We start from the raw sequence: 25257 nt of genomic DNA on the forward strand, positions 1-25257 counted from the left end.
AGGCTGATGAAGAGTCTTTACGGAGTAATCGGGTCTCCCATTGCACATTCGATGTCTCCACTCATCCATAATGATGCCTTTCTTCAAAATGGGATGGACGCACATTATCATGCATTTCATGTGGAACCTGATCAGTTAGAGACGGCGGTAGCTGGTATGCGTGTCCTTGGTATCAATGGCTTCAATGTAACCATTCCTCATAAAGAAGCGATTATTCCATTGTTAGATAGTGTAGACGATGCTGCTCTTCAAATTGGCGCTGTTAACACGGTGGTAAATAGAGATGGCGAGCTCATCGGTTACAATACTGACGGCAGAGGATTCGTTGAGGCTTTAAAAGAAGTGGTGAAGCTTAAGGATAAGCATGTACTTATTATCGGTGCCGGTGGGGCTGCCAGGGCCATATTGTATACATTGGCATTGGAAAAAGGGGTGCAAATCGATATTTGTAATCGGACCGTATCCAAGGCAGAGGATTTAATTAGAGAATTCTCATTGGAGCGGATTACACGAAGTATAACTGTCGATCAAGCCGCAAGGGAGATCCAACGTTATGATGTGGTAGTTCAGACCACTTCGGTGGGAATGTACCCGAAGATCAATGACATTCCGTTGCCATTAAAATCGATTAAACAACATGCAGTATTTACTGATATCATTTATAACCCGATAGAAACGAAGTTATTGCAAGAAGCAAAAGCGATCGGTGCTATTACTCAAAATGGGATTCATATGTTTGCCTATCAGGCAGCTTTAGCATTTGAAATCTGGACAGGGAAGTTCCCAGATACAGTTAGAATGAAAAAATTAGTAGAAGAACATCTAGGAGGAAAAACATGTTAACAGGTAAACAAAAGAGATTTTTACGAGCAGAGGCACATCATCTTGATCCAATTTTTCAAGTAGGAAAAGGCGGAGTAAATGAGAATATGACAAAGCAGATTTCAGAAGCTTTAGAAGTAAGAGAGCTATTGAAGGTCAGTGTGTTGCAAAACTGTGATGAAGACCGTAAAGATGTGGCTCAAGAACTTGTTGCAGGTACGAAGGCTGAACTAGTACAAGTTATCGGAAGTACAATCATACTTTATAAAGAATCGAAAGAAAATAAACAAATCGTCTTACCAAGATAAATGGATGGAGGGATCATCATGAATAAAGTGGGCATAATCGGCGGAACATTTGATCCACCACATGTCGGTCATCTTCTGATTGCAAACGATGTACGGCAGAAGCTGTCATTAGATGAAATCTGGTTTATGCCAAATCATATTCCTCCCCATAAGCAAAATAAATCCGTAACTCCGACGCCCATTAGGGTTAAAATGATTGAAGCTGCTGTTAGGTCAAATAGCAGCTTCCGGGTGGAAACCATTGAGCTTCAAAGGGAGGGTCCCTCCTATACATATGATACAATGTTGTTATTAGCAAAAAAGTATCCCGATACCCGCTTCTATTTTATAATAGGGGCAGATATGGTGGAATACCTGCCTAAATGGCACAACATAGAAAAACTGCTTCAAATCATCACATTTATTGGGGTAAAACGCCCTGGCTATACTTTCTCATCAGAATACCCAGTGCTAGAGGTGGAAACCCCTCAAATGGACATTAGTTCGACCTTAATAAGGAAGCGTGTGCAAGAGGGATGGACTTCTCAATACCTAGTGCCTGATAAGGTAAAAGAAATCATAGAGGAGAAACGCCTATATGAATAGAGAAAAAGCGTTAAGACTGGTGAAAGAGCAATTAACAGAGCGGCGTTATGTTCATACAATCGGAGTCATGGAAGCTGCGATAGAACTTGCGGAGCGATATGGCGTTGATAAAGACAAAGCAGAGCTTGCTGCCATTTTCCATGATTACGCCAAGTTTCGCGATAAAGGGGAAATGCGCAGGATTATCATCGATCAAAAGATGCCGCAGGATTTGTTGCAGTTTCATGATGAACTATGGCATGCCCCTGTTGGTGCGTATCTTGTGGAAAAAGAAGCTGGGATTTCAGATGACGAAGTTCTTGAAGCGATACGCTGCCATACTTCGGGTAAAATAAACATGAGTACGTTGGATAAGGTTTTGTATGTAGCCGATTATATCGAACCTGGGCGGGACTTTCCAGGAGTTGAACAAGTTAGGGAATCTGCTAAGTCCTCGCTTGATATTGCCGTTATCCAGGCTATGAAGAATACAATTACATACTTATTAACGCGTAATCAACCAGTCTACCCAGATACATTCCATGCTTATAACGATATGACTATGAAGGTAAAAGAAAGGAAGTTAACATAAATGTCAAACGAACTATTACAGCTCGCAGCAAAGGCTGCAGATGATAAACGTGCAGAAGAATTGGTTGCATTAAATATGCAGGGGATTTCCCTTGTTTCAGATTATTTCTTGATTTGCCACGGTAACTCAGACAAACAAGTCCAGGCTATTGCTCGTGCGATTAAAGAAGTGGCAGAAGAAAACGGTCAACATGTACGCAGAATGGAAGGCTTTGATGAAGCTCGATGGATCCTTGTGGACCTTGGAGATGTCGTTGCCCATGTGTTCCATAAAGATGAGCGTGGCTATTACAATCTTGAACGTCTTTGGGGAGACGCTCCTCGTGAAGATATTCAACTTGAGTTAACGTAACATGGCATACGGTCAATTTGCCTATATTTATGATCGATTAATGCAGGACGTTCCTTACGACGAGTGGGTCTCCTTTGTCCAAACCGTTAAACAAAGGTATATGGCTGATGATTCTGATCGCTTTTCTGTCGTAGATGTTGGTTGTGGGACAGGAGAACTTGCTATTCGTTTTGCTCAAGCAGGATGGGAAGTGTCAGGTGTTGACCTTTCGGAAAGTATGTTGGCCATTGCTCATGAAAAAGCTTCAGCTTCAGGACTTTCCATTCCTTTTTATGAGCAAAATATGGCAGAACTTGAAGGCTTTAAGGGTGTGGATTGTATCACGATTTTCTGTGACTCGTTAAATTATTTGGAGTCAGAAGAAGACGTAAAAAACACCTTTAAATCCGCTTTCAACCAGCTGAAAAAGGACGGACTGCTGCTTTTTGATGTTCACTCCCTTTATAAAATGACACAAGTGTTTATGAACAATACTTTTACAAGTGTCGAAGAAGATGTATCTTATATTTGGAACAGCTTTCCTGGAGAGCATCCAAATAGTGTGGAACATGAGCTATCCTTTTTTGTAAAAGAAGAAGAAACAGACCGCTATTTGCGTTTTGACGAACTGCATTTCCAACGGACTTTCGATGTGGAAACATATAAAAAGTGGTTAGAAGAAGCAGGGTTTTCCGTCAAGTCCATAACTGGCGATTATTCAACCGACCATATGGCTGACCACGCAGAAAGAGTGTTCTTTGTTGCACAAAAATAGGCGTCCTTTAATAGGGCGCCTTTTTGGTGAAGAAATTTATAAAAACTTAAAGGATTTTGTCGAGTAATAGCGAATACCTTTATTAGTGAAACTGTTTTTTAACCTCTGTAATATCTTCATCAAACTTCTCATGCGTCTTCTGTATAACATGATGGAACACATCACCAAGCTCGTTTTCTAACACCTTGATACCTTCTCCGGTGACACCACCCTTAACACATACCTTTTCTTGCAAAGTCTGTAATGTATAAATATCCTTTTCAATTAATTTCCCCATGCCGATGATCATCTGGCTTGCCAAATCTGTCGCCTGTTCTTTGGAAATGGCCGTCTCACTTACCGCTCCGTCTATGAACCTTTGTAAAATATAGCTGAAAAATGCAGGTCCGCAGCTCACTATATCAGAGGCAACTCTCGTAACGTTTTCCTTAATATGAATCGGTGTAGAGATTTTCGAACAAATGGAAAGCAGGAATTCTCGGTAGTGCTCCTCCACATTATCTCCGAATGTGACTAAAGTGACTCCCGCTAGTGCACGGTTGGTAATGCTCGGGATAATTCTAGCCACTTGGCACGTGACCAAAGTTTGAAGTTGTATGACAGAAACTGGGCTTGTGATGGAAATGACACATTTATCAGACGTAAGGTTTTTATTTATCTTTGTTAAAAGGGGGTGAATATCCAATGGCTTTACACATAAAAAAATAATATCAGAAGCTCTAACCACCTCTTCGGCAGTCTCTGCAACATGTAGATCATGGTATTTACTTTGTATTTTAAACGCCTTTTCTATTGAGCGATTAGTTATGGTGATATTTTCAGGAGGTACTGCCTTCGAGTCGACAAATGATTCAACCAAGATTCTCCCCATGTTGCCTGTGCCGATCATTCCAATCTTCATGTTTATTCCCTCCTCCATCCAAAAAAGTTTCTCATACACTATATGTTTTCAGGCTTACTAATATGAATAGAAGGTGAAATCAATGAAAGAAATATGGTCTGTCCATAAAATGAAAGTATTGGTATCTATCAGCGTATTAACGCTGATCTCCGTCCTTGGCTGGTCTAGTCTGAATGAAAGTAAATCTGACTCTTCCATGCAGCAGATAAGCTTTATCGAGGAAGTGCAAGGGGAGGAAGTGGGAGGAAACAGCTCTGAAGAAATAGAAGAACTTGAGGAAGTAGAGGTTGCCGCTCAAGAAGTTCTTATTGATATAAAAGGTCATGTCATGCAGCCCGGCGTTTTATCGAATGAAAATAGGGGATAGGATTATCGATGCGGTAAGAAAAAGCAGGAGGATTTATGGAGGGAGCTGACTCAGATAAGGTGAACTTGGCTGCGTTTGTTAGCCGATGAAATGGTGATTATTGTTCCAAAGGAGGGCGAAGTGATTGATGAAGTAGTTCAGCAACCAGTGACAAATGAAAACGATCTTACTGGAAACTCTGGCGGGCTAGTCAATATTAATACAGCATCTGTGGATGAGCTGACAAGCTTAACTGGAATTTGGTCCTTCAAAAGCTAAAGCGATTGTGGATTATAGAAACGAAAATGGGCTGTTTAAGAAAGAAGAAGATATCATGCAGGTTACTGGCATCGGTCAAAAGTCTTTTGAAAAATTAAGAAATGAAATAACGGTTGCTAATTGAATTGACGAAATGAAAGGATAGCCGATACACTAGAGGTATTGTAAATGTTTTAGAAACTGGAGGACAGATGGATGACGACGAGAATCTCATGGGATCAATATTTTATGGCACAAAGCCATTTGCTTGCATTACGCAGTACATGTACAAGACTTGCCGTTGGAGCTACCATTGTCCGCGACAAACGAATTATCGCAGGTGGGTATAACGGCTCCATAGCAGGTGGTGTTCATTGCATCGATGAAGGATGCTATGTCATTGACAACCATTGTGTACGCACCATTCATGCAGAAATGAATGCGTTGCTTCAATGCTCTAAGTTTGGTGTACCTACAACTGGTGCAGAAATTTATGTCACACATTTTCCCTGCCTGCACTGTTGTAAAGCCATCATTCAGGCGGGGATCAAAACCGTTTACTACGCAATGGAATACAAGAACCATCCATATGCTTTGGAAATGTTTGAGCAAGCCGATGTGAGAGTGGAACAGGTGGAATTGGACGAAATGGCAGTTAGTTTGAATGACCCTGAGAAAATAGGATTCATAAACAGTCTGATTGAAAGGCTGGAGGAGTCTGGTGCAAGTGATGAAGAAATAAAGAGCTGGTACGAGCGTTCTACCGATTTATTCAGTAAAAAAGGATAGCGTGCGGTGAAACCTATGACAGGCTTTTATGCCTATTTAGCTATTGCATGCTGTTTGGGCGTTGCAGTCTCCAGGTCGAACTTCCATTGGGGGCTGCTCACCCTTTCTCTGTTGTATCTTTATATGATTTACAGTCTAAACGACAAATCACGAAAGTTGTTTTACCTAACCATTCTCTTCACAGCAGGCTTCTACGGCTATATGACGTATGTAGAAAATAATAATGTCTCCTTGCATCATGAAAGTGAATCTCAATTTTCAGCCACTGTTCATTCTCCCGTAATCATAGATGGAAATAAGGCAAGCTTCCAAATAAAAAGCCTGCAAAATGAAGTGTTAATGGTGGAATATTATATGAAGTTAGAAGCAGAAGCACTTCAGCTTAGAGAACTAACGCTTGGCGACAGCTGTAATTGGTCAGGAAGCTTAAAACAACCTCAACAAGCAAGCAACCCTCACGCTTTTGACTACAAAAACTATTTATATGAACAGAAAATCCACTGGATATTTTCGCTGAATTCACTTCCAGAAGCATGCCTCTCCCCATCCGAAACAACCTTCTTAACATCCATAAAACAATACAGACAACAAGGAATAAATTTAATCAATCAGTATGTAGATCAGCCAACTTCAAGTTTTATGATCTCTTTAATTTTTGGCGATCGGAGCAAGCTTGACGAGGACATTCTGGATGCTTATCAGCAGTTGGGGCTTGTGCATCTGTTGGCAATATCCGGGCTGCATGTCGGAATCATCACTGCGGCGACATTTTACATAGGAATAAGGATCGGTTTAACAAGGCAGTGGATGAATGTAATATTAATCGGCCTATTGCCTTTTTATGTCTTACTTGCAGGAGGTGCTCCTTCTGTGATGAGAGCAGCAACGATGACAGGGGTGGCACTCACCTTAATGCTTTTGAAAAAGAAGGTCTTCTCTATCGATACAATTGGTTTGGCGTGCATCTTTATTTTGCTTCTAAACCCATATTACCTTTATCATATTGGTTTTCAGCTCTCCTTTTCTGTCAGCCTGTCCTTGCTATTAGCTTCTGGTATCCTTCAAAAAATGCAAAATGGAATTGCTCAACTATTTATCGTCTCCATGATTGCTCAAGTTGCCTCTTTGCCTTTACTTCTTCATCATTTTTATCAGTTTTCTTTCTGGAGTCCACTTCTTAATGTTATTTTTGTTCCCTTCTATTCCCTTTATGTACTGCCCATTTCTTTTCTGCTCTTTTTTGTCCTATTCCTTTCTCCTGAACATGTAACGTTAATTGTTCCACTTCTATCCTACCCGTTGGAATATATGAACTTCTTAGCCCTTAGAATTGCTGAAATTCCACTAGGGACATTAGTGTTCGGAAAACCTAATCCCATTTTAATGGCAGCCTATTGTTTAGCTGTAGTCTTCTTTTTTTACATGTGGGAAATAAATAAACGATGGTTAGGAACAATAGTTCTACTTACGGGCTTGGTTTTTCAATGGAATATTGATTACGTAAATCCTTATGGAAAAGTTGTGGTGTTGGATATTGGTCAAGGTGATGCGATTTATATAAGCCTGCCATTTTACAAAGGGGATTATTTAATTGATACTGGCGGCGCATTTACATTTCCACAAGAAGAGTGGAAGGAGAGGAAGAAGGAATTTCATAGCGGTTCAGATGTATTGGTGCCGTTTTTAAAAGCAGAAGGAGTCAGGAGGCTTGATAAGTTGCTTCTTACACATGGAGATTTTGATCATATTGGAAATGTGGAAAGTCTTTGGGGGGAAGTGGATATAGGAGAAGTCATTGTGCCGAAAGGGTTTGGTGTGAGTGAATATGAGAAAGAGATATTGAAGGTAGCAAAACAGAGGGGGACAAGTATCAACGTTGCAGTTTCTAGCGCCGGTTGGAATGCAGGGAAAGCAAGCTTTTTATATCTGCATCCAACTAAATTTTATGAGAATAAAAATGAGGGCTCCATTGTGCTTTTGGCCGTATTGAGTAATAAGAAATGGCTGTTCACAGGAGACATGGAAGAGGAAGGGGAACGTGATTTATTGCACCACTATCCAAACCTGAATGTGGATGTGTTGAAAGTCGGTCATCATGGGAGTAAGACGTCGTCTACTGACAGTTTTCTTAGGGAGATAAGGCCCGATGTTGCCATTATCTCAGCAGGAAGGAACAATCGCTTTGGACACCCGCATCAAGAAGTATTGGAACGATTGTCTCAAGTTGAAGCAGAAGTTTTCAGAACAGACATACAAGGAGCAATAATCTTTAGATTTACACATCGGGGAGGAACGTTTTCCACCATAATCCCATAGGATACAGTATCAAAAATGAAAAAGAGACTGCACCATGAAGACGCAGTCTCTTTTATAGCGAAGCTTTTTGAGTTATCCTCATTCTTTTCACAACTGGCTTTGGAAAAGAATCACGACGGTATGTATCATTATGCCGTCATTAAGATCCTAGGTACTGAATCAATGTTGCCATTGCAAAGATTGTTGCGAAAAAACCGAAGGATACGATAAAACCGACACCAGAATCTACTGCATCGTTACGTTTACTTTGGACGCTTTTCTCAAATTCGTTCATAAGTATCCCTCCTATCACACATTAGTATAAGCTATACAGCAAAAAAAATCCACCAGTCATTTTTGCTTTTCCTCCATTGACAAGAGTTGTCACAAATAGTTCGGAAATTCGAGGAGAACATAGTATTACACCCAAACGGGGCAATCGTTAACGGGCGAGTTACCTGGGGCTTGCATCGTTAACGTTTATATAAAATGGAGATTAGTTCTTTGTAGGTGAGAACTAGTCTCCTTTGCATTTTACTGCTGTTTTGATGCTTGTCAATCTACATATTTCTCATGTACGATAAGGGAGTACAGAAACAGATGACGGGAGCAAAAAAATGGGAATCGAAGCATTAGAAAAAAATAAAGGCCAAACACTTTGCGCCAATATACTTACTATTGGGGACGGAAGCATTTCTAATGAAAGAAATTAGAAATTCCATCATAGAGCATGCACTCGATGAAGAGGAACATGATTTCAATCTTTCCTTTTATGATATGGAAGAACAACCAGTCGATGTTGCTATTGAAGACGCAGAAACTTTGCCCTTTATGGGGGAGAGAAGAGTGGTGGTTTTATCCAATCCATTCTTTCTGACTGCAGAAAAAAGTAAAAGTAAAGTCGAACACAATACAGACCGATTTCTTGCATACATACAAGAAGCCGCACCATATACCATATTTGTCATACAGGCCTCATATGAAAAGCTGGACGAGCGGAAAAAGGTAGTGAAACAGTTAAAAAAACAGGCAGAGGTCATTGAAGTTCAGCCTTTGGGTGAGCGGGATCTTAAGATATGGATGAAGGAAAAAGCATTGCAAAATGGAGCCGACCTAAGTGATGCGGCTTCGGAAGAGCTGCTGAAAATAGCAGGTGTAAACCTGTCCGTCCTTTCACAGGAAATCAATAAAATGGCGATGTATATCGGCGTTTCGGAACCGGAGATTACCGTTGATGTTGTAAAAAAATTAGCAGCAAAATCAATTGAACATTCTGTATTTGAATTGATCGAAAAAATGGTACATAGGAAAGTGGACGAAGCTTTGGGGTTGTTTTATGATTTGGTGCGCAACAATGAAGAACCAATCAAATTACACGCGTTAATTGCCAATCAGTTCCGCTTATTGTATCAGGTGAAAGATTTAAGTGAGCAAGGATATAGTCAGCAAAAGATGGCAGGTATTTTGAGGGTGCATCCTTACCGAGTGAAATTAGCGTCACAGCAGGGCGGATATTTTGAGCGAGCGGAACTAATGAAAATGGTGGACGACCTTGCAGAGGCTGATTATTTAATGAAGAGCGGAAAAATAGATAAACAGCTGGCGATGGAGATGCTACTTATTAAACTTGCGCCCGTGAAATGAATGGATAAAATAAGAAGACTTTCTAACCGCCGAACATATTAAGTGTTCGGTGGTTTTTTTATGTTTTGTGGGATTTAGATTGGTATAATACTGAATTTGGGTGCTGAAACACGTTGTTTGAAAAAAAATAGTGGTTTTTTTGGGTCTTTTGAGCTTCTAAAAAGGCATTCGGACAAATATTTCGATGGTTCGGTCAACTATTTAGCGATTTGCAAGGGGGTTCGGACATTTACACCACCTTGTTCGGTCAAGAATAATATTGGTTCGGTCAAATACCTTCAAACTTCGGTCAACTTTGCAAAATCTTCGGTCAACTTCGCGAAAACTTCGGTCAAAAACCAAAAAACTTCGGACATTTGAACTTCCCACCACTTGAAAGACTAGAAAAGCGCAGTATTATAAAGTATTCGACATTAATCAAAAAAATCCTTTGGGGGTCTGACCCCCAAAGGACAAAAAATAAAAAAACGACCCGTCCGGATCGCCCTTTTATTATGCAGTAGCTCCGTTTACTTTTTTCGCTAGGCGAGATTTTTGACGGTTTGCTGCATTTTTGTGGATGATACCGTTTTGCGCAGCTTTGTCTAAACGTTTAGCAGCTTCTAGGTAAGCAGTTTTTGCACCTTCAACATCGTTGTTAGCAACAAAAGCTTCTACTTTCTTCACAGCAGTACGCATAGAAGACTTGATAGTAGCGTTATGAGCACGACGTACATCGTTAGTTTTTACACGTTTGATAGCAGATTTAATGTTTGGCATATCTTTCACCTCCATACAATTCAACGATCGAGAATATATAAAACTCGACATTTCTTTACTTATGAGAACAAGTGATATTTTATCAAATCCGTCATGATTATGCAATAGGGAGTCAAGGGAATTTTCTTGAATGTTAATTCTAGAGGTTTTCCTATGCATGAAAAAAGATTGGTAGGTCAAAATAAAACTAAAATTTGGCAATGCTGGAGGCGTTTATAGATGACCCAACCAAAGTGGCAACAACCGTTGGATTTAAGTAAATATGAAGTAAGGACCGATTTGGCAGTAGAAGCCCATCAAATGGCGGTTGAAAAACAAAATCGTCAAAATGGAACGAATCAGAATGCACAAAATCAAACAAACGAAAACACTCAACCAAAAGCAAACAACCAAACAAACGCAAACACTCAACCAAACGCAAACCAACCATCAGCACAACCAGTTTCATCTATCGAAGGCGTAGTGGTAAAGGAACGACAAACAGACGGAGTTAATATTACCACTGTCACTATCTCTGAAAAAGGAGCAGAGATGACTGGTAAGAAGCCGGGAAACTACCTCACACTTGAAACAGTAGGGATCCGCCAGAAGGACAGCGATCTCCAAAAGAAAGTGGAAGAAGTTTTCGCTAAAGAATTTAGTGCGTTTTTGAACTCGCTTAATATTTCAAAAGATGCAAGCTGTTTAGTAGTGGGACTTGGAAATACCAATGTAACGCCAGATGCACTTGGTCCTTTAGTTTGTGAAAATTTATTGATAACCAGACATCTGTTCAAGCTTCAGCCGGAGTCGGTACAAGATGGATTTAGGCCTGTTAGTGCGATTATTCCTGGTGTAATGGGGATAACAGGGATTGAAACAAGTGACATCATTGTCGGAGTGGTGGAAAAAACAAAACCTGATTTTGTCATTGCGATTGATGCATTGGCTGCAAGGTCGATCGAAAGGGTAAATGCAACCATCCAGATTTCGGATTCTGGCATTCATCCTGGATCCGGTGTGGGCAACAAACGTAAAGAGCTTAGTATGGAAACGCTCGGCATTCCGGTCATTGCCATTGGGATTCCGACTGTGGTGGATGCGGTTTCGATGGCCAGTGATACGATTGATTTCATCTTGAAGCATTTTGGTAAAGAGATGAGAGAAGGAGACAGTCCTTCAAGGTCCCTTGCGCCTGCAGGGATGACGTTCGGGGAAAAAAGGACGCTTACGGAAGAGGATCTGCCAGGGGAAGAGCATCGCAAAAATTTCCTAGGAATCGTGGGGACGCTTGAAGAAGAGGAGAAGCGGAAATTAATTCATGAAGTTCTCTCTCCGCTAGGTCATAACCTGATGGTAACACCAAAAGAAGTAGATGATTTTATAGAAGATATGGCAAATGTCGTGGCAGAAGGTTTGAATGCAGCGCTCCATTATCATGTAAACCAGGATAATGTAGACGCATATACACACTAAGAGTCATAGTTCTACTTTTCACCCTTTCGCATACATATAGTAGCAACAAGTATGTGAAAGGGTGAGAAAATGAAGGGCTACCGCTCCTCACGCATCGTAATATTAAATGGGACAAGCTTAAAAAAATCAGTCGTAGCAGTGATCTTAGGATTTATTCTCGTCTTTGCGGTATCCGGTGTCATGACCTCTCTAAAACCAGAATATCGAGTCAGCTCAAGCTCCATCCATGAGTTCTCCAAACGTTTCTCAGGGGAGTCGCTGTTACATATATTCGGTTATACTAATGCCTATTTTACCCAAGGACTTTCAAGTGAGGCTAAGGCGCCGAACTATGCTTCTGCTTTGTTTGAATTGACGACAAGCCTCAACCTAGATGATCCGCGAAGTCTTATTCGTAATGAAATTCCAGGTTTTGCACATTACGATGGAGAAATTCTCGTAGCAGGATCTGGTGTCAATTATACAGATATGCCAGTGGAATCTTCCCCTCCAATGGAAGTATTGCTTGAAGAGAGACAAGCTTCCATTATTGAATTAGAGGAGGAAGAGGAAGGGGACAATGCCCCTCCGCCAGCGCAGACAACTGGAGATAAGCGGACCGTTTTTATCTATCATTCACACTCGAGGGAATCCTTTTTGCCATATTTGGAAGGCGTGACAAGTCCTAATGCGGCAAGTCACCCTGAAGTCAATGTCACACGTCTCGGTAAAAAGCTTCAGGAAGAATTGATTCAGCGCGGAATCGGCACAGATATTGATACTACTGATACAGCTTTGGCATTGAAAAATAGAGGTTGGGTGTATGGACAATCCTATGATGTTACCCGTCCGATTGTGGAAGAGGCCATGGCAGGCAACCAAGACCTGAATTATTTGATCGATATTCACCGAGATTCTGGTAGAAGAAAAAGTACTACAATGGATATTAACGGTGTCCCGCATGCTCGTCTTTATTTTGTTATCGGAAAGAAAAATCAAAACTATGAAAAGAACCAATATTTAGCTGAGCAGATTCACAATAAGTTAGAGAAGCTACATCCTGGTTTAAGTAAAGGTATATTTGTTCCTCCTGCTGTCGAAACTCGTAATGGCATATACAATCAAGACCTTTCTCCTAACTCGATGCTGATTGAAGTAGGGGGAGTCGATAATACGTTTGAAGAAATGAATCGTACCCTTGAGATCTTTGCGGAAGTTTTTGGTGAAATCTACTGGCAGGCAGAAAAGGTGGATGGAGAGCCTGAAGGGGACGCACAATGATAAATAGTTAGGAGCTGAAAGTACGATGAAAAGGTTTATGGTAAAATGTTTATTCATTTCCCTGGTGTTATTTCTTGGAGTGCTTTTAGGAATGCAACAGGCCAATGATGGAATGCGGAAAATGAAGGGATATGATGATCCTGCCTTTCAAGGAGAAGCATTTCATGTAGCGGAAACGACAGAAGGATACAATGGAACAATCTTAGGTCAACAACTAGATTCACAGGACATGAAAGAGAAACAAGAAAAACTCGAAGGCATCAAAGCCTACAATGTTTTCTCATCTGCCGGCAAAAAGTTGGCAGATGGTGTCTCTGGGCTGATGGGCGGACTCTTCAACAAAGTCCAAGACACCGTAGAAGAGAAAACGGGATAAGATAAAATATAAAGCTTCCAACTTCAGGAGTCCTCAAACCTCCTGGGTGGAAGCTTCTTTTTTGCAGTCAAAACCCAAACCCTTTAAATATCATTGAATCTTCTTGTCCGTATTGATATAATCAGAAATAGTGTACGTTGCCGAAAGTGTAGGAGTGAAACAGATAATGAACAGAGAAGAACGGTTAAAACGACAATCAAAGATAAGAAACTTTTCCATCATCGCCCATATTGACCATGGGAAATCAACATTAGCAGACCGTATTTTAGAAAAAACGTCTGCATTGACACAGAGGGAAATGAAGAATCAATTGCTTGATTCCATGGACCTTGAACGTGAACGCGGGATTACCATTAAATTGAATGCCGTTCAATTACGATATAAAGCAAATGATGGCGAAGAATATATTTTCCACCTTATTGATACGCCTGGACACGTCGATTTTACATATGAGGTTTCCAGAAGTTTGGCTGCATGTGAAGGTGCCATTCTAGTGGTAGATGCAGCGCAAGGTATTGAAGCCCAAACGCTTGCAAACGTTTATTTGGCATTAGACAACAATCTGGAAATTATGCCAGTTATTAATAAGATAGACTTGCCTAGTGCAGAGCCAGAGCGTGTTCGCCAAGAAATAGAGGATGTTATTGGCTTGGATGCATCTGATGCAGTTTTAGCTAGTGCGAAGGCAGGCATTGGTATTGAAGATATTTTAGAGCAGGCTGTCGAGAGGATTCCTGCGCCACAAGGTGATCCTGATGAACCTTTGCAAGCACTTATTTTTGATAGTTTATTTGACCCATACCGTGGCGTTGTCGCTTACATTAGGGTAATGCATGGTACAGTTAAGGTTGGCGATAAAATCAAAATGATGGCAACGGGAAAAGAGTTCGAGGTTAACGAAGTAGGTGTATTCACACCGAAAGCGGTGATGCTGGATGAACTGACAGTCGGTGATGTAGGCTTCTTAACTGCTGCTATCAAAAACGTTGGCGATACTCGTGTTGGTGATACAATCACGAGTGCGAAGAATGGTGCTGTTACACCGCTTCCAGGTTACCGAAAATTAAATCCAATGGTATACTGCGGACTTTACCCAATTGATTCAGCTAAATTCAATGATCTTCGTGATGCATTGGAAAAACTGGAACTTAATGATTCTGCACTACAATACGAACCTGAAACATCACAAGCGTTAGGCTTTGGTTTCCGTTGTGGCTTCTTGGGATTGCTTCATATGGAAATCATTCAGGAACGTATCGAGCGAGAATTTAATATTGATTTAATTACGACAGCCCCGTCTGTTATTTACCAGGTACATTTAACGGATGGAACAGAGCTGAGTGTAGATAATCCATCAAATATGCCTGATCCACAAACGATTGATCGTGTGGAAGAGCCTTATGTGAAAGCAACAGTGATGGTTCCAAACGAATATGTTGGAGCAGTTATGGAGCTTTGCCAGGATAAGCGTGGAAACTTTATTGATATGCAATATCTCGATGACATTCGAGTGAGTATCGTTTATGAAATTCCATTAGCTGAAATCGTATATGACTTTTTTGACCAATTAAAATCGAATACAAAAGGGTATGCCTCCTTTGATTATGAGTTGATTGGGTACAAGCCTTCCAAACTTGTGAAGATGGATATTCTTCTAAATGCTGAAAAAGTGGATGCACTATCCTTTATTGTTCATAACGATTCTGCATACGACCGCGGAAAAATAATCGTGGAGAAATTAAAGGAACTTATTCCAAGACAACAGTTTGAGGTTCCAATCCAAGCTGCAGTAGGTCAAAAAATTATTGCTAGGTCAACGATTAAATCGATGGGGAAGAACGTTCTTGCCAAATGTTACGGTGGAGATATTTCACGTAAACGTAAGCTTTTAGATAAGCAAAAAGAAGGTAAAAAACGTATGAAACAGGTTGGTTCTGTTGAAGTGCCACAAGAAGCGTTCATGGCGGTCCTGAAAATGGACGATGCAGCGAAGAAAAAGTGATAGATTAATTAAGCTATAGTCGAAAAATACCGCAGAGATGCGGTATTTTTTCATAATGGAAATGCCTGTGCTATAGTTTAGATACTATTTAATGAAAGTGTGATTGTTGTGATTAAATCAGCCTATATCCATATTCCATTTTGTGAGCATATTTGTCATTATTGCGATTTTAATAAAGTTTTTCTAAAAAATCAGCCAGTGGATGCCTATTTGGAGTTTATGGATGTGGAAATGAAAAATACAATAGATCGTTTTCCGACTCAACATTTGGAAACCATCTTTGTTGGAGGTGGAACTCCGACGGCTTTAAACCAAAAGCAGTTATCCTACCTATTGGAATCCATTCAACGAAACTTTGATGTGGTACCTGACATTGAATATACCTTTGAAGCAAATCCTGGAGATTTATCTCTTGAGAAGCTGCGGTTATTAAAAGAGGGCGGGGTAAATCGCCTAAGTTTTGGCGTTCAAAGCTTTAATGATGACCTCTTGAAAAGAATAGGAAGATCTCATCGTAAAACGGATGTTTTTAAATCGATCGAGCATGCCAGAGAGGCTGGCTTTGATAATATTAGTGTGGATCTGATATACAGCCTTCCCGATCAAACGGTGGAGGATTTTCAGGATACCCTTCATACGGCATTTTCCCTTGGATTGGAACACTACTCTGCCTACTCATTGATTATTGAACCGAAAACGGTGTTCTATAATCTGATGAGTAAGGGGAAACTCCCGCTTCCGACTCAAGAGGAAGAAACCAGCATGTATGATGTTCTTTTGAATGAAATGGAAAAGCATGGGTACCACCAGTATGAAATATCAAATTTTGCCAAGGAAGGTTATGAGAGCAAGCACAATCTCACATACTGGGATAATGAGTCCTATTACGGAATCGGAGCTGGTGCTCACAGTTATACAGAAGGTGTTCGCCGTGCAAACCATGGACCACTGAAGAAATATATGGATTCCATCAGTGAGACTGGATTTCCTTATAAAGAGGAACATGTGGTGACAAGAGAAGAAAGAATCGAAGAAGAGATGTTCTTAGGCTTACGCAAGACACAAGGGGTTTCTATCACTAGATTTGAACGAAAATTCGACGCAGAGATGCTAAATATTCTTAAAGGGCCGATTGAAGAAAATATTCAAAAAGGGCTTTTGGAACAGCAAGGAGACTTTATCCGTTTAACAAAAAAAGGGAAATTTCTCGGTAATGAAGTTTTTCAAGCTTTTATTGGTGCGATCTGATTGACATGTGAATAGGTATTTGGTAATTTATTTATAGAATTAGCACTCGATGAATAGGAGTGCTAACAGAGGTGATGCTGAGTGCTTACAGAACGACAGTTGTTAGTCTTGCAAGTCATAATTGACGACTTTATCCGATCTGCACAACCTGTTGGCTCCAGAACGCTCTCAAAGAAAGATGAAATTTCGTTCAGTTCAGCCACCATCCGAAACGAGATGGCAGATCTGGAGGAATTGGGATTTATTGAAAAAACACATACGTCCTCAGGAAGAGTCCCTTCAGAAAAAGGGTATCGCTATTATGTCGATCACCTGCTTTCACCTGAAAGGCTGACCAAGAGGGATGTATTTGAAATTAAATCCATCTTTCGCGAGCAAATATATGAACTTGAAAAAACAGTTCAAAAATCAGCGCAGATTCTTTCTGATCTGACCAAATACACATCCATCGTCCTTGGACCGGGTGTAAGGGATCACAGGCTCAAAAACCTGCAAATCATCCCGATTAATGCAGAACAGGCAGTTGCCATCATTGTAACGGATACAGGACATGTGGAAAATCGAATGTTTTCGTTTCCTGCCACCATGGACACATCCGATATACAAAAAATGGTCAATATTTTAAATGAACGTTTAGTCGGAGTGCCTCTCTCAGAGCTTATAAACAAGCTTTATAAAGAAGTGGCAACCCTTTTAAGATCTCATATCGGAAACTACGAAAATATACTGCAATCCTTGAGTTCCACTCTTTACATGGAAGAAAAGGATAAGGTGTTTTTTGGCGGCAAGACGAACATGCTTGCCCAACCCGAATTTAATGATATCAATAAAATCCGTTCATTAATGTTATTGATAGACCAAGGCAAGGATCTGTCTCAGCATATTCGTGCAAAAGAAGCTGGCATCCATATAAAGATAGGCAGCGAAAATAATATACCTGGTATGGAAGGCTGCAGCATTATTTCAGCCAGTTATTCCATCGGTCCAGAACAGCTTGGAACCATCGCATTGCTTGGTCCGACCAGAATGGAATATTCCCGTGTCGTCAGTCTCTTGCAACTTATCAGTTCCGACCTTTCACAGGCGGTCAATAAACTGTATCAAAAGGACTGAGCATGGAAATATTGTTAGAGGATGGAGTTCCTGCTCCGTCCTATCACCATGGGAAAAACATCATGATTTTGACACTTTGAGGGAGGTGAAACCATTGGTAAACGAGAACAACGAACAAGCAACAGTTGAAAATGAAGAAGTATCAACAGAAGAAACAGAAGAAACGACGGAAAAAGTCGAAGAAGTGGAAGTTTCTGCAGAACAGCAAAAAATTTCTGAATTAGAAGCTAAGCTTGAGGAGTCGGAAAACCGCCTGCTTCGCTTACAAGCCGATTTTGATAACTACCGTCGTCGTGTGAGACTTGACCAAGAGGCTGCACAAAAATACCGTGCACAAAATCTTGTTACAGATATACTTCCTGCTCTTGATAACTTTGAGCGTGCGCTTAAAGTAGAATCAGAGGATGAGAAAACCAAAACATTTTTACAAGGCATGGAAATGGTGCACCGTCAGTTAGTGGAAGCACTAAAATCTGAAGGTCTAGAATCCATCGAAGCAGTTGGACAGTCATTCGACCCACACCTACACCAGGCAGTCATGCAGGTAGAAGAGGGCGAAGCGGAATCTAACACAGTGTTAGAAGAGTTCCAAAAAGGGTATAAGCTCAAAGACCGCGTCATCCGCCCATCTATGGTAAAAGTAAAACAATAAAAATAACCTCGTTGATTGTAGTGGAAGGCACGAGACTCCTTCGGGGGAGTAGCGACAATGTGAGACCCGCAAGCGTTGTGAGGAGGCTCAAGGTCGCCCCGCGGAAAGCGAGTGCCTGCAACGGAAATCAACAGTTAAAGCAAAAACAAAAAACTACATATTAATGTAAGTTGCAATAGGAGGAAAAACAAAATGAGTAAAATCATCGGTATTGACTTAGGTACAACAAACTCATGTGTAGCTGTGCTTGAAGGCGGCGAACCAAAAGTAATCCCTAACCCAGAAGGTAACAGAACAACTCCATCTGTTGTTGCTTTCAAAAACGGCGAACGCCAAGTAGGGGAAGTGGCAAAACGTCAATCCATCACAAACCCTAACACGATCATGTCTGTTAAACGTCACATGGGTACAGACTACAAAGTGGAAGTAGAAGGTAAAGAGTACTCTCCACAAGAAGTATCTGCTATCATCCTTCAACACTTAAAAGGTTATGCAGAAGAATATCTTGGAGAAACAGTTACAAAAGCTGTTATCACAGTTCCTGCATACTTCAATGATGCAGAGCGTCAAGCGACAAAAGATGCTGGTAAAATCGCTGGTCTTGAAGTAGAACGTATCATCAACGAGCCAACTGCTGCAGCATTAGCATACGGTCTTGACAAAATGGACGAAGATCAAACAATCCTTGTTTATGACCTTGGTGGCGGAACGTTTGACGTTTCTGTACTAGAGCTTGGAGATGGCGTATTCGAAGTACGTTCTACAGCTGGTGACAACCGTCTTGGTGGAGATGACTTTGACCAAGTGATCATTGACTACCTTGTAGCAGAATTCAAAAAAGAGAACGGCATTGACCTTTCTAAAGATAAAATGGCATTACAACGCTTGAAAGATGCAGCAGAAAAAGCGAAAAAAGACCTTTCTGGTGTAACAAGCACACAAATTTCTCTACCATTCATCACAGCTGGAGAAGCTGGACCACTTCACTTAGAAGTAAACATGTCCCGTGCGAAATTTGATGATCTTACTGCAGGACTTGTTGAACGTACAATGGGCCCTGTGCGTCAAGCATTGCAAGATGCAGGAATCTCTGCTTCTGAACTTGACAAAGTTATCCTTGTAGGTGGATCAACTCGTATCCCTGCAGTTCAAGATGCAATCAAAAAAGAAACTGGTAAAGACCCACACAAAGGGGTTAATCCTGATGAAGTAGTTGCTCTAGGTGCAGCAATTCAAGGTGGAGTTTTAACAGGTGATGTTAAAGATGTAGTACTTCTTGACGTAACACCACTTTCTTTAGGAATTGAAACAATGGGCAGCGTGTTTACAAAGCTTATTGAAAGAAATACGACGATTCCTACAAGTAAGTCCCAAGTATTCTCTACAGCTGCTGACAACCAAACAGCGGTAGACATTCATGTACTTCAAGGGGAGCGTCCAATGGCAAGCGACAACAAAACTTTAGGTCGTTTCCAATTGACTGATATTCCACCAGCACCACGTGGTGTACCGCAAATCGAGGTTTCTTTTGACATCGACAAAAACGGTATCGTAAACGTTCGTGCAAAAGACCTTGGAACAAACAAAGAACAAACAATCACGATCAAATCTTCTTCTGGTCTATCCGAGGACGAAATCAATCGAATGGTTCAAGAAGCAGAATTGAACGCAGATGCGGACAAAAAGCGTAAAGAGGAAGTAGAATTACGCAACGAAGCAGATCAGCTTGTATTCACAACTGAAAAAACAACTTAAAGAAGTAGAAGGCAAAGTGGAAGAAGCAGAAGTGAAGAAAGCGGAAGATGCTAAAGAAGAATTGAAAGCTGCAATCGAAAAAAGGCGACCTTGAAGAAATCCGTACGAAAAAGGATGCACTTCAAGAAATCGTACAACAGCTTTCCATGAAGCTTTACGAGCAGGTTGCACAAGCACAACAAGCCGCTCAAGGAGCAGAAGGAACAGACGGCGCAGCAAACAACGACGACAACGTAGTCGACGCAGAATACGAAGAAGTAAACGACGAATAAAAAGTAAGATAAAGTCCTAGGGCTTTTCTGATAAAGAATAAAAAGAAAGTCGAAGCCATGGCTTTTGGCTTTCTTTTTATGTAATGGGATAACCCCTTGTTGCCTGTAGTGCAAGATGTGAGACTCCTGAGGGAGATAGCGGTAGCTTGAGACCCCGCAACGAAGTGAGGAGGCTCAAGCACCGCCCCTAGGAAAGCGAACATCTGGAAACGAAAGGCAACAAGGAGGTCAACCAGTTAGAGGTGTTAAAGCATATAACTTTTATTGCTTTTTCCCTCTTTCAGGTGATACAATAACCTTTATGTGAATGAAACGGGAGTGGGGTATTTAATGAGTAAACGCGATTACTATGAAGTGCTTGGCGTCAGTAAAAGCGCGTCGAAAGATGAAAATAAAGAAAGCTTACAGAAAGCTATCCAAACAATACCATCCGGACATCAATAAAGCAGACGATGCAGCGGACAAATTTTAAAGAAATCAAAGAAGCTTAACGAAGTACTAAGCGACGACCAAAAGAAAGCGCACTATGACCAATTTGGACATACCGATCCTAACCAAGGATTTGGAGGCGGCGGTGGATTTGACGGCGGCTTTGGCTTTGAAGATATTTTTGAAACATTTTTTCGGCGGTCAAGGCGGCGGACGTAGACGTCGTGATCCAAACGCTCCAAGACAAGGGGGCAGATCTTCAATATACAATGACCCTTTTCTTTTGAAGAAGCAGCCTTTGGAAAAGAAAACAACCATTGAAATCCCTGTGGAAGAAACATGTGATACTTGTTCAGGAACAGGTGCAAAACCTGGTACAAAAGTGGAAACATGTTCTCAATGCCGTGGAACAGGTCAGGAAAGTGTCGAAACAAAACACGCCATTTGGACGAATCGTTAATAGAAGAACTTGTTCTAAATGTAACGGTTCTGGAAAATCTACCCCAAACAAATGTACAACATGTCATGGCGCAGGCCGTGTGAAAAAACGACAATAAGATCAAAGTCAACATTCCTGCAGGTGTGGATGAAGGACAACAATTGCGCGTACCAGGTAAAGGGGAAGCAGGCGTGAACGGCGGTCCTGCTGGAGACTTGTATGTAGTTTTCCATGTTCGCAGACACGAATTCTTTGAGCGTGACGGCGATGATGTATATTGCGAAATGCCGATTACTTTTGCACAAGCAGCACTTGGAGATGAAGTAGAAGTTCCAACGTTGCATGGTAAAGTGAAGCTGAAAGTACCAGCTGGAACACAAACTGGCACGAACTTCCGCCTAAAAGGCAAGGGAATTGCCAATGTTCGTGGTTATGGTCAAGGAGATCAACATATCAAGATCAGAGTGATCACCCCTACAAAACTGTCAGAGAAACAAAGACAATTAATCCGTGAATTTGCTGAAACAAGCGGGCAAGCTCCGGACGAACAAGAAGATAGCTTTTTCTCAAAAGTGAAACGTGTCCTAAAAGGTGAATAAAAAGTATCAATAGCTTTCAGTAAGCTAGGATTGGAGTTGGTATGTATGAAATGGTCAGAAATTAGTATCCATACAACAAATGAGGCGGTGGAACCGATATCCCATATACTTCACGAAGCAGGTGCAAGCGGTGTGGTAATTGAGGATCCATTTGAACTAACTAAAGAACGAGAAGATCAATTCGGAGAGATATACCAACTCAATCCAGATGATTACCCGGAAGAAGGCGTTGTCATGAAAGCCTACCTCCCTGTTAACAGCTTTTTAGGTGAAACGGTGGAAGGTATAAAAGATGCAATCAACAACCTTTTGGTCTATGATATCGATCTTGGTTTGAACAATATTTCCATCAGTGAAGTGAATGAGGAAGAATGGGCAACGGCATGGAAAAAGTACTACAATCCCGTAAAAATCTCCGAAAAGTTCACAATCGTTCCAACTTGGGAAACGTATGAACCAGTGAGTTCTGATGAGAAAATCATTGAACTTGACCCTGGTATGGCGTTTGGAACAGGTACCCATCCAACAACGGTACTCTGTATTCAAGCAATTGAAAGAACAGTCAAACCTCAAGATAAAGTGATTGATGTAGGTACTGGTTCTGGAGTGTTAAGTATCGCAGCAGCCATGCTTGATGCAAAGGAAGTATTGGCACTTGATTTAGATGATGTGGCAGTGGAATCTGCAAAACTAAATATCAAGCTCAACAAAGTACATCCAACCGTGACGGTGAAACAGAACAACTTGCTTAAAAATGTAGAAGGTCCAGTGGACGTGGTTGTGGCTAATATTTTGGCAGAAGTTATCGTCCGTTTTACCGATGATGTGTATCGCGTGTTGGAAAACGGCGGGACATTCATTTCTTCTGGAATCATCAGCATGAAAAAGCAAGAAGTAAAAGACGCCCTCATCAAATCTGGCTTCAAGATTGAAGAAACGATGATGATGGAAGACTGGGTGGCATTTATCGCAAAAAAAGAAGAATAAGCGAGGGTGAAGATCGTGCAACGTTATTTTGTTAACTCCAATCAAATAGATGAATCATCCATCTCCATAACAGGGGAAGATGTTCATCATATCACACGGGTTATGAGGATGAACGAGGACGATCAACTTCTTTGCAGCTGTTCGGAAACGAGGCAAACGGCCCTTTGCAAAATTGCTGAAATTACCAATGATATGGTAGTAACAGATATTGTAGAATGGATAAAGGCTGAAACGGAAATTCCGGTTCGTGTTTCTATAGCGAACGGGTTGCCTAAAGGGGATAAATTGGAGTTAGTGATACAAAAGGGAACAGAACTCGGAGCAGAGTCGTTTATCCCTTTTAATGCTGCTCGTTCGATTGTGAAGTGGGACGAAAAGAAGGGCAAAAAGAAAGTAGAACGATGGAATAAGATTGCCAAGGAAGCAGCGGAGCAATCTCATCGTTCGATGGTGCCTGTAGTAGAAGAACCTGCTACATTAGCACAACTATTAGAAAAAAGCAGAGACTATACTTATAAAATTGTGGCCTATGAAGAGAGCGCTAAAGAAGGGGAAAGTTCCGCATTTGCGAACACCTTAAAAAACATGAAGCCTGGCGAATCGATTCTTTGTGTGTTCGGTCCTGAAGGGGGCCTCGCCCAAAAAGAAATCGACAAACTGGTGGAACATGGTTTTGTTCCTTGCGCGCTTGGGCCAAGAATATTAAGAACGGAAACGGCACCGCTATATGTGCTTGCCGCAATTTCGTATCATTTTGAATTAATGTGAGGTGGAAAACATGCCAACTGTTGCCTTTCACACACTAGGGTGTAAAGTGAACCATTATGAAACAGAAGCGATCTGGCAGCTTTTCAAAGCAAATAATTATGAACGTACAGAATTTGAGGGTACGGCAGATGTGTATGTCATCAATACCTGTACCGTTACAAATACCGGAGATAAAAAGAGTCGTCAGGTGATTCGTCGAGCGATCCGTAAAAATCCTGACGCTGTTATTTGTGTAACCGGATGTTACGCACAAACTTCTCCTGCAGAAATTATGGCGATTCCTGGAGTGGATGTCGTAGTTGGAACACAGGATCGTGTAAAAATGCTGGATTATATCGAGCAGTTCAAGCAGGAACGACAACCAATCAACGGCGTCGGCAATATTATGAAGGCTCGTGTCTATGAAGAGTTGGACGTGCCGGCATTTACTGACCGCACACGTGCTTCTTTAAAGATCCAAGAAGGCTGTAATAATTTCTGCACATTCTGTATCATCCCATGGGCCCGAGGACTTATGCGTTCCCGTGACCCGCAAGAAGTTGTGACACAAGCACAACAATTGGTAGATGCAGGATATAAAGAAATTGTCTTAACTGGAATTCACACAGGCGGTTATGGTGAGGACATGAAGGATTACAACTTTGCCATGCTTCTGCGTGAATTGGATGAAAAAGTGGAAGGCTTAAAGCGTATCCGTATCTCATCCATTGAGGCAAGCCAAATTACAGATGAAGTAATTGAAGTGTTGAACAACTCCGATAAAATTGTTCGCCATTTGCATATTCCAATCCAATCCGCTTCCAACACTGTTTTGAAAAGAATGCGTCGTAAATATACGATGGAATTCTTCGCAGAGCGTTTGGACCGATTGAAAGAAGCGTTACCTGGACTTGCCATCACATCTGATGTTATCGTCGGCTTCCCTGGTGAAACAGAAGAAGAGTTCATGGAAACATACAATTTCATCAAAGAACATAAATTCTCCGAGCTGCATGTATTCCCTTACTCCAAACGTACCGGAACTCCGGCAGCAAGAATGACGGACCAAGTAGATGAAGAAATGAAAAATGAGCGCGTTCATCGCCTGATTGCACTATCTGATCAACTGGCAAAAGAATATGCTTCCACTTTTGAAGAAGAAGTATTAGAAGTCATTCCGGAAGAAATCTACAAAGAAGCACCAGACCAAGGCTTATATGTAGGCTACACAGACAACTATCTAAAGGTCGTTTTCCCTGCAACAGAAGAAATGGTTGGAAAGCTTGTCAAAGTAAAAATTGCTAAAGCTGGATATCCTTACAACGAAGGGCAATTCGTTCGTGTACTTGAAGATGCGCCACGACTTGAAGAAGAGAATATTCGTTTAAGTTCATAAGAAAATAAAGAGAGTGATTCCATTATTATGGAGTCACTTTTTTGTCGTGAAGAAAAAGTTGCAGGTAATACTAACATTGTACTCGCCAAAATAATGGAATCATGTTATGATGTTAGAGGTCAGACCTCTTAACTTGAAAGGAGT

The 25257-nt window shown here is 41.1% G+C and carries 25 protein-coding genes and 2 pseudogenes; 24 read left to right on the top strand and 3 right to left on the bottom strand.

Annotation, left to right across the window (positions count from 1 at the left end; genetic code table 11):
* Positions 1-6: 6 nt before the first annotated feature.
* The 6 genes from aroE to M313_RS0113435 are packed head-to-tail and all read left to right on the top strand — an operon-like array spanning position 7 to position 3391.
* On the top strand, positions 7-843 hold the full coding sequence (gene aroE / locus M313_RS0113410; RefSeq protein WP_010196145.1) for a shikimate dehydrogenase: 837 nt from the start codon (positions 7-9) through the stop codon (positions 841-843).
* Entirely contained in the window at positions 837-1130 is a 294-nt protein-coding gene (yhbY, locus tag M313_RS0113415; RefSeq protein ID WP_010196148.1) for a ribosome assembly RNA-binding protein YhbY, read from the top strand. Before aroE ends, yhbY begins: the two co-directional genes overlap by 7 nt.
* Positions 1131-1148: 18 nt before the next feature.
* A complete protein-coding gene (locus M313_RS0113420) occupies positions 1149-1715 on the top strand; it encodes a nicotinate-nucleotide adenylyltransferase (protein ID WP_010196149.1) in 567 nt (188 codons plus the stop codon).
* Entirely contained in the window at positions 1708-2286 is a 579-nt protein-coding gene (gene yqeK / locus M313_RS0113425; RefSeq protein ID WP_010196151.1) for a bis(5'-nucleosyl)-tetraphosphatase (symmetrical) YqeK, read from the top strand. Before M313_RS0113420 ends, yqeK begins: the two co-directional genes overlap by 8 nt.
* Positions 2287-2637, top strand: a complete 351-nt coding sequence (rsfS, locus tag M313_RS0113430; RefSeq protein ID WP_010196154.1) for a ribosome silencing factor — start codon at positions 2287-2289, stop codon at positions 2635-2637.
* Between the two features lies 1 nt (position 2638).
* On the top strand, positions 2639-3391 hold the full coding sequence (locus M313_RS0113435) for a class I SAM-dependent DNA methyltransferase (RefSeq protein ID WP_010196156.1): 753 nt from the start codon (positions 2639-2641) through the stop codon (positions 3389-3391).
* Between the two features lie 82 nt (positions 3392-3473).
* Here the strand turns inward: M313_RS0113435 and comER are convergent, their stop codons facing one another.
* A complete protein-coding gene (comER, locus tag M313_RS0113440; protein ID WP_010196160.1) occupies positions 3474-4292 on the bottom strand; it encodes a late competence protein ComER in 819 nt (272 codons plus the stop codon).
* Positions 4293-4374: 82 nt separating this feature from the next.
* On the opposite strand from comER, the gene M313_RS0113445 reads away from it, so the two are divergent.
* The 5 genes from M313_RS0113445 to M313_RS0113460 all read left to right on the top strand — a co-directional run bounded on the left by M313_RS0113445 (position 4375) and on the right by M313_RS0113460 (position 8001).
* The gene (locus M313_RS0113445; RefSeq protein ID WP_010196162.1) at positions 4375-4659 is read left to right on the top strand and encodes a hypothetical protein; all 285 of its coding nucleotides are present in this window, start codon (positions 4375-4377) and stop codon (positions 4657-4659) included.
* 120 nt (positions 4660-4779) lie between these two features.
* Positions 4780-4917: a ComEA family DNA-binding protein gene (locus M313_RS0113450; RefSeq protein WP_157182469.1), complete on the top strand. Its 138-nt coding sequence runs from the start codon at positions 4780-4782 to the stop codon at positions 4915-4917.
* 7 nt (positions 4918-4924) lie between these two features.
* Positions 4925-5041 (top strand): ComEA family DNA-binding protein, encoded by a 117-nt coding sequence (locus M313_RS25290; protein WP_010196165.1) that lies wholly within the window; start codon positions 4925-4927, stop codon positions 5039-5041.
* 71 nt (positions 5042-5112) lie between these two features.
* On the top strand, positions 5113-5685 hold the full coding sequence (locus M313_RS0113455) for a ComE operon protein 2 (RefSeq protein WP_010196167.1): 573 nt from the start codon (positions 5113-5115) through the stop codon (positions 5683-5685).
* 15 nt (positions 5686-5700) lie between these two features.
* On the top strand, positions 5701-8001 hold the full coding sequence (locus tag M313_RS0113460; RefSeq protein ID WP_029326500.1) for a DNA internalization-related competence protein ComEC/Rec2: 2301 nt from the start codon (positions 5701-5703) through the stop codon (positions 7999-8001).
* Between the two features lie 139 nt (positions 8002-8140).
* Here the strand turns inward: M313_RS0113460 and M313_RS25295 are convergent, their stop codons facing one another.
* A complete protein-coding gene (locus M313_RS25295; RefSeq protein ID WP_010196171.1) occupies positions 8141-8275 on the bottom strand; it encodes a YqzM family protein in 135 nt (44 codons plus the stop codon).
* A gap of 347 nt (positions 8276-8622) precedes the next feature.
* Between M313_RS25295 and holA the strand changes: the two genes are divergently transcribed.
* Positions 8623-9624: a DNA polymerase III subunit delta gene (gene holA, locus M313_RS0113470; RefSeq protein ID WP_029326501.1), complete on the top strand. Its 1002-nt coding sequence runs from the start codon at positions 8623-8625 to the stop codon at positions 9622-9624.
* 492 nt (positions 9625-10116) lie between these two features.
* Here the strand turns inward: holA and rpsT are convergent, their stop codons facing one another.
* The gene (gene rpsT / locus M313_RS0113475; protein WP_010196181.1) at positions 10117-10383 is read right to left on the bottom strand and encodes a 30S ribosomal protein S20; all 267 of its coding nucleotides are present in this window, start codon (positions 10381-10383) and stop codon (positions 10117-10119) included.
* A 219-nt stretch (positions 10384-10602) separates the two neighbouring features.
* Here rpsT and gpr point away from each other — a divergent pair, with 219 nt between their 5' ends.
* The 12 genes and pseudogenes from gpr (at position 10603) to mtaB (ending at position 25113) form a co-directional block, all read left to right on the top strand.
* The gene (gene gpr / locus M313_RS0113480) at positions 10603-11838 is read left to right on the top strand and encodes a GPR endopeptidase (protein WP_010196183.1); all 1236 of its coding nucleotides are present in this window, start codon (positions 10603-10605) and stop codon (positions 11836-11838) included.
* A gap of 69 nt (positions 11839-11907) precedes the next feature.
* Positions 11908-13098 carry a stage II sporulation protein P gene (spoIIP, locus tag M313_RS0113485; protein ID WP_010196185.1) on the top strand — a complete coding sequence of 397 codons (1191 nt, stop codon included), beginning with the start codon at positions 11908-11910 and terminating at the stop codon, positions 13096-13098.
* A 25-nt stretch (positions 13099-13123) separates the two neighbouring features.
* Positions 13124-13474: a DUF3679 domain-containing protein gene (locus M313_RS0113490; RefSeq protein ID WP_010196186.1), complete on the top strand. Its 351-nt coding sequence runs from the start codon at positions 13124-13126 to the stop codon at positions 13472-13474.
* A 166-nt stretch (positions 13475-13640) separates the two neighbouring features.
* Entirely contained in the window at positions 13641-15476 is a 1836-nt protein-coding gene (gene lepA, locus M313_RS0113495) for a translation elongation factor 4 (RefSeq protein ID WP_010196188.1), read from the top strand.
* A gap of 108 nt (positions 15477-15584) precedes the next feature.
* A complete protein-coding gene (gene hemW / locus M313_RS0113500) occupies positions 15585-16724 on the top strand; it encodes a radical SAM family heme chaperone HemW (protein WP_010196191.1) in 1140 nt (379 codons plus the stop codon).
* An 81-nt stretch (positions 16725-16805) separates the two neighbouring features.
* On the top strand, positions 16806-17837 hold the full coding sequence (gene hrcA / locus M313_RS0113505) for a heat-inducible transcriptional repressor HrcA (RefSeq protein ID WP_010196195.1): 1032 nt from the start codon (positions 16806-16808) through the stop codon (positions 17835-17837).
* An 85-nt stretch (positions 17838-17922) separates the two neighbouring features.
* Positions 17923-18489 (top strand): nucleotide exchange factor GrpE, encoded by a 567-nt coding sequence (gene grpE, locus M313_RS0113510; RefSeq protein WP_148979872.1) that lies wholly within the window; start codon positions 17923-17925, stop codon positions 18487-18489.
* A gap of 192 nt (positions 18490-18681) precedes the next feature.
* Positions 18682-20516 (top strand): annotated as a pseudogene (dnaK, locus tag M313_RS23605) (molecular chaperone DnaK).
* 330 nt (positions 20517-20846) lie between these two features.
* Positions 20847-21983, top strand: a pseudogene (gene dnaJ, locus M313_RS23610) (molecular chaperone DnaJ).
* Between the two features lie 45 nt (positions 21984-22028).
* The gene (gene prmA / locus M313_RS0113525) at positions 22029-22970 is read left to right on the top strand and encodes a 50S ribosomal protein L11 methyltransferase (protein ID WP_010196205.1); all 942 of its coding nucleotides are present in this window, start codon (positions 22029-22031) and stop codon (positions 22968-22970) included.
* A 15-nt stretch (positions 22971-22985) separates the two neighbouring features.
* A complete protein-coding gene (locus M313_RS0113530) occupies positions 22986-23738 on the top strand; it encodes a 16S rRNA (uracil(1498)-N(3))-methyltransferase (protein WP_029326502.1) in 753 nt (250 codons plus the stop codon).
* Positions 23739-23748: 10 nt separating this feature from the next.
* Positions 23749-25113 (top strand): tRNA (N(6)-L-threonylcarbamoyladenosine(37)-C(2))-methylthiotransferase MtaB, encoded by a 1365-nt coding sequence (mtaB, locus tag M313_RS0113535; protein ID WP_010196209.1) that lies wholly within the window; start codon positions 23749-23751, stop codon positions 25111-25113.
* The last annotated feature ends 144 nt before the right edge of the window (positions 25114-25257 follow it).

This window comes from Bacillus sp. m3-13 (assembly GCF_000175075.1).
GTDB classification, from domain to species: domain Bacteria; phylum Bacillota; class Bacilli; order Bacillales; family Bacillaceae_I; genus Sutcliffiella_A; species Sutcliffiella_A horikoshii_C.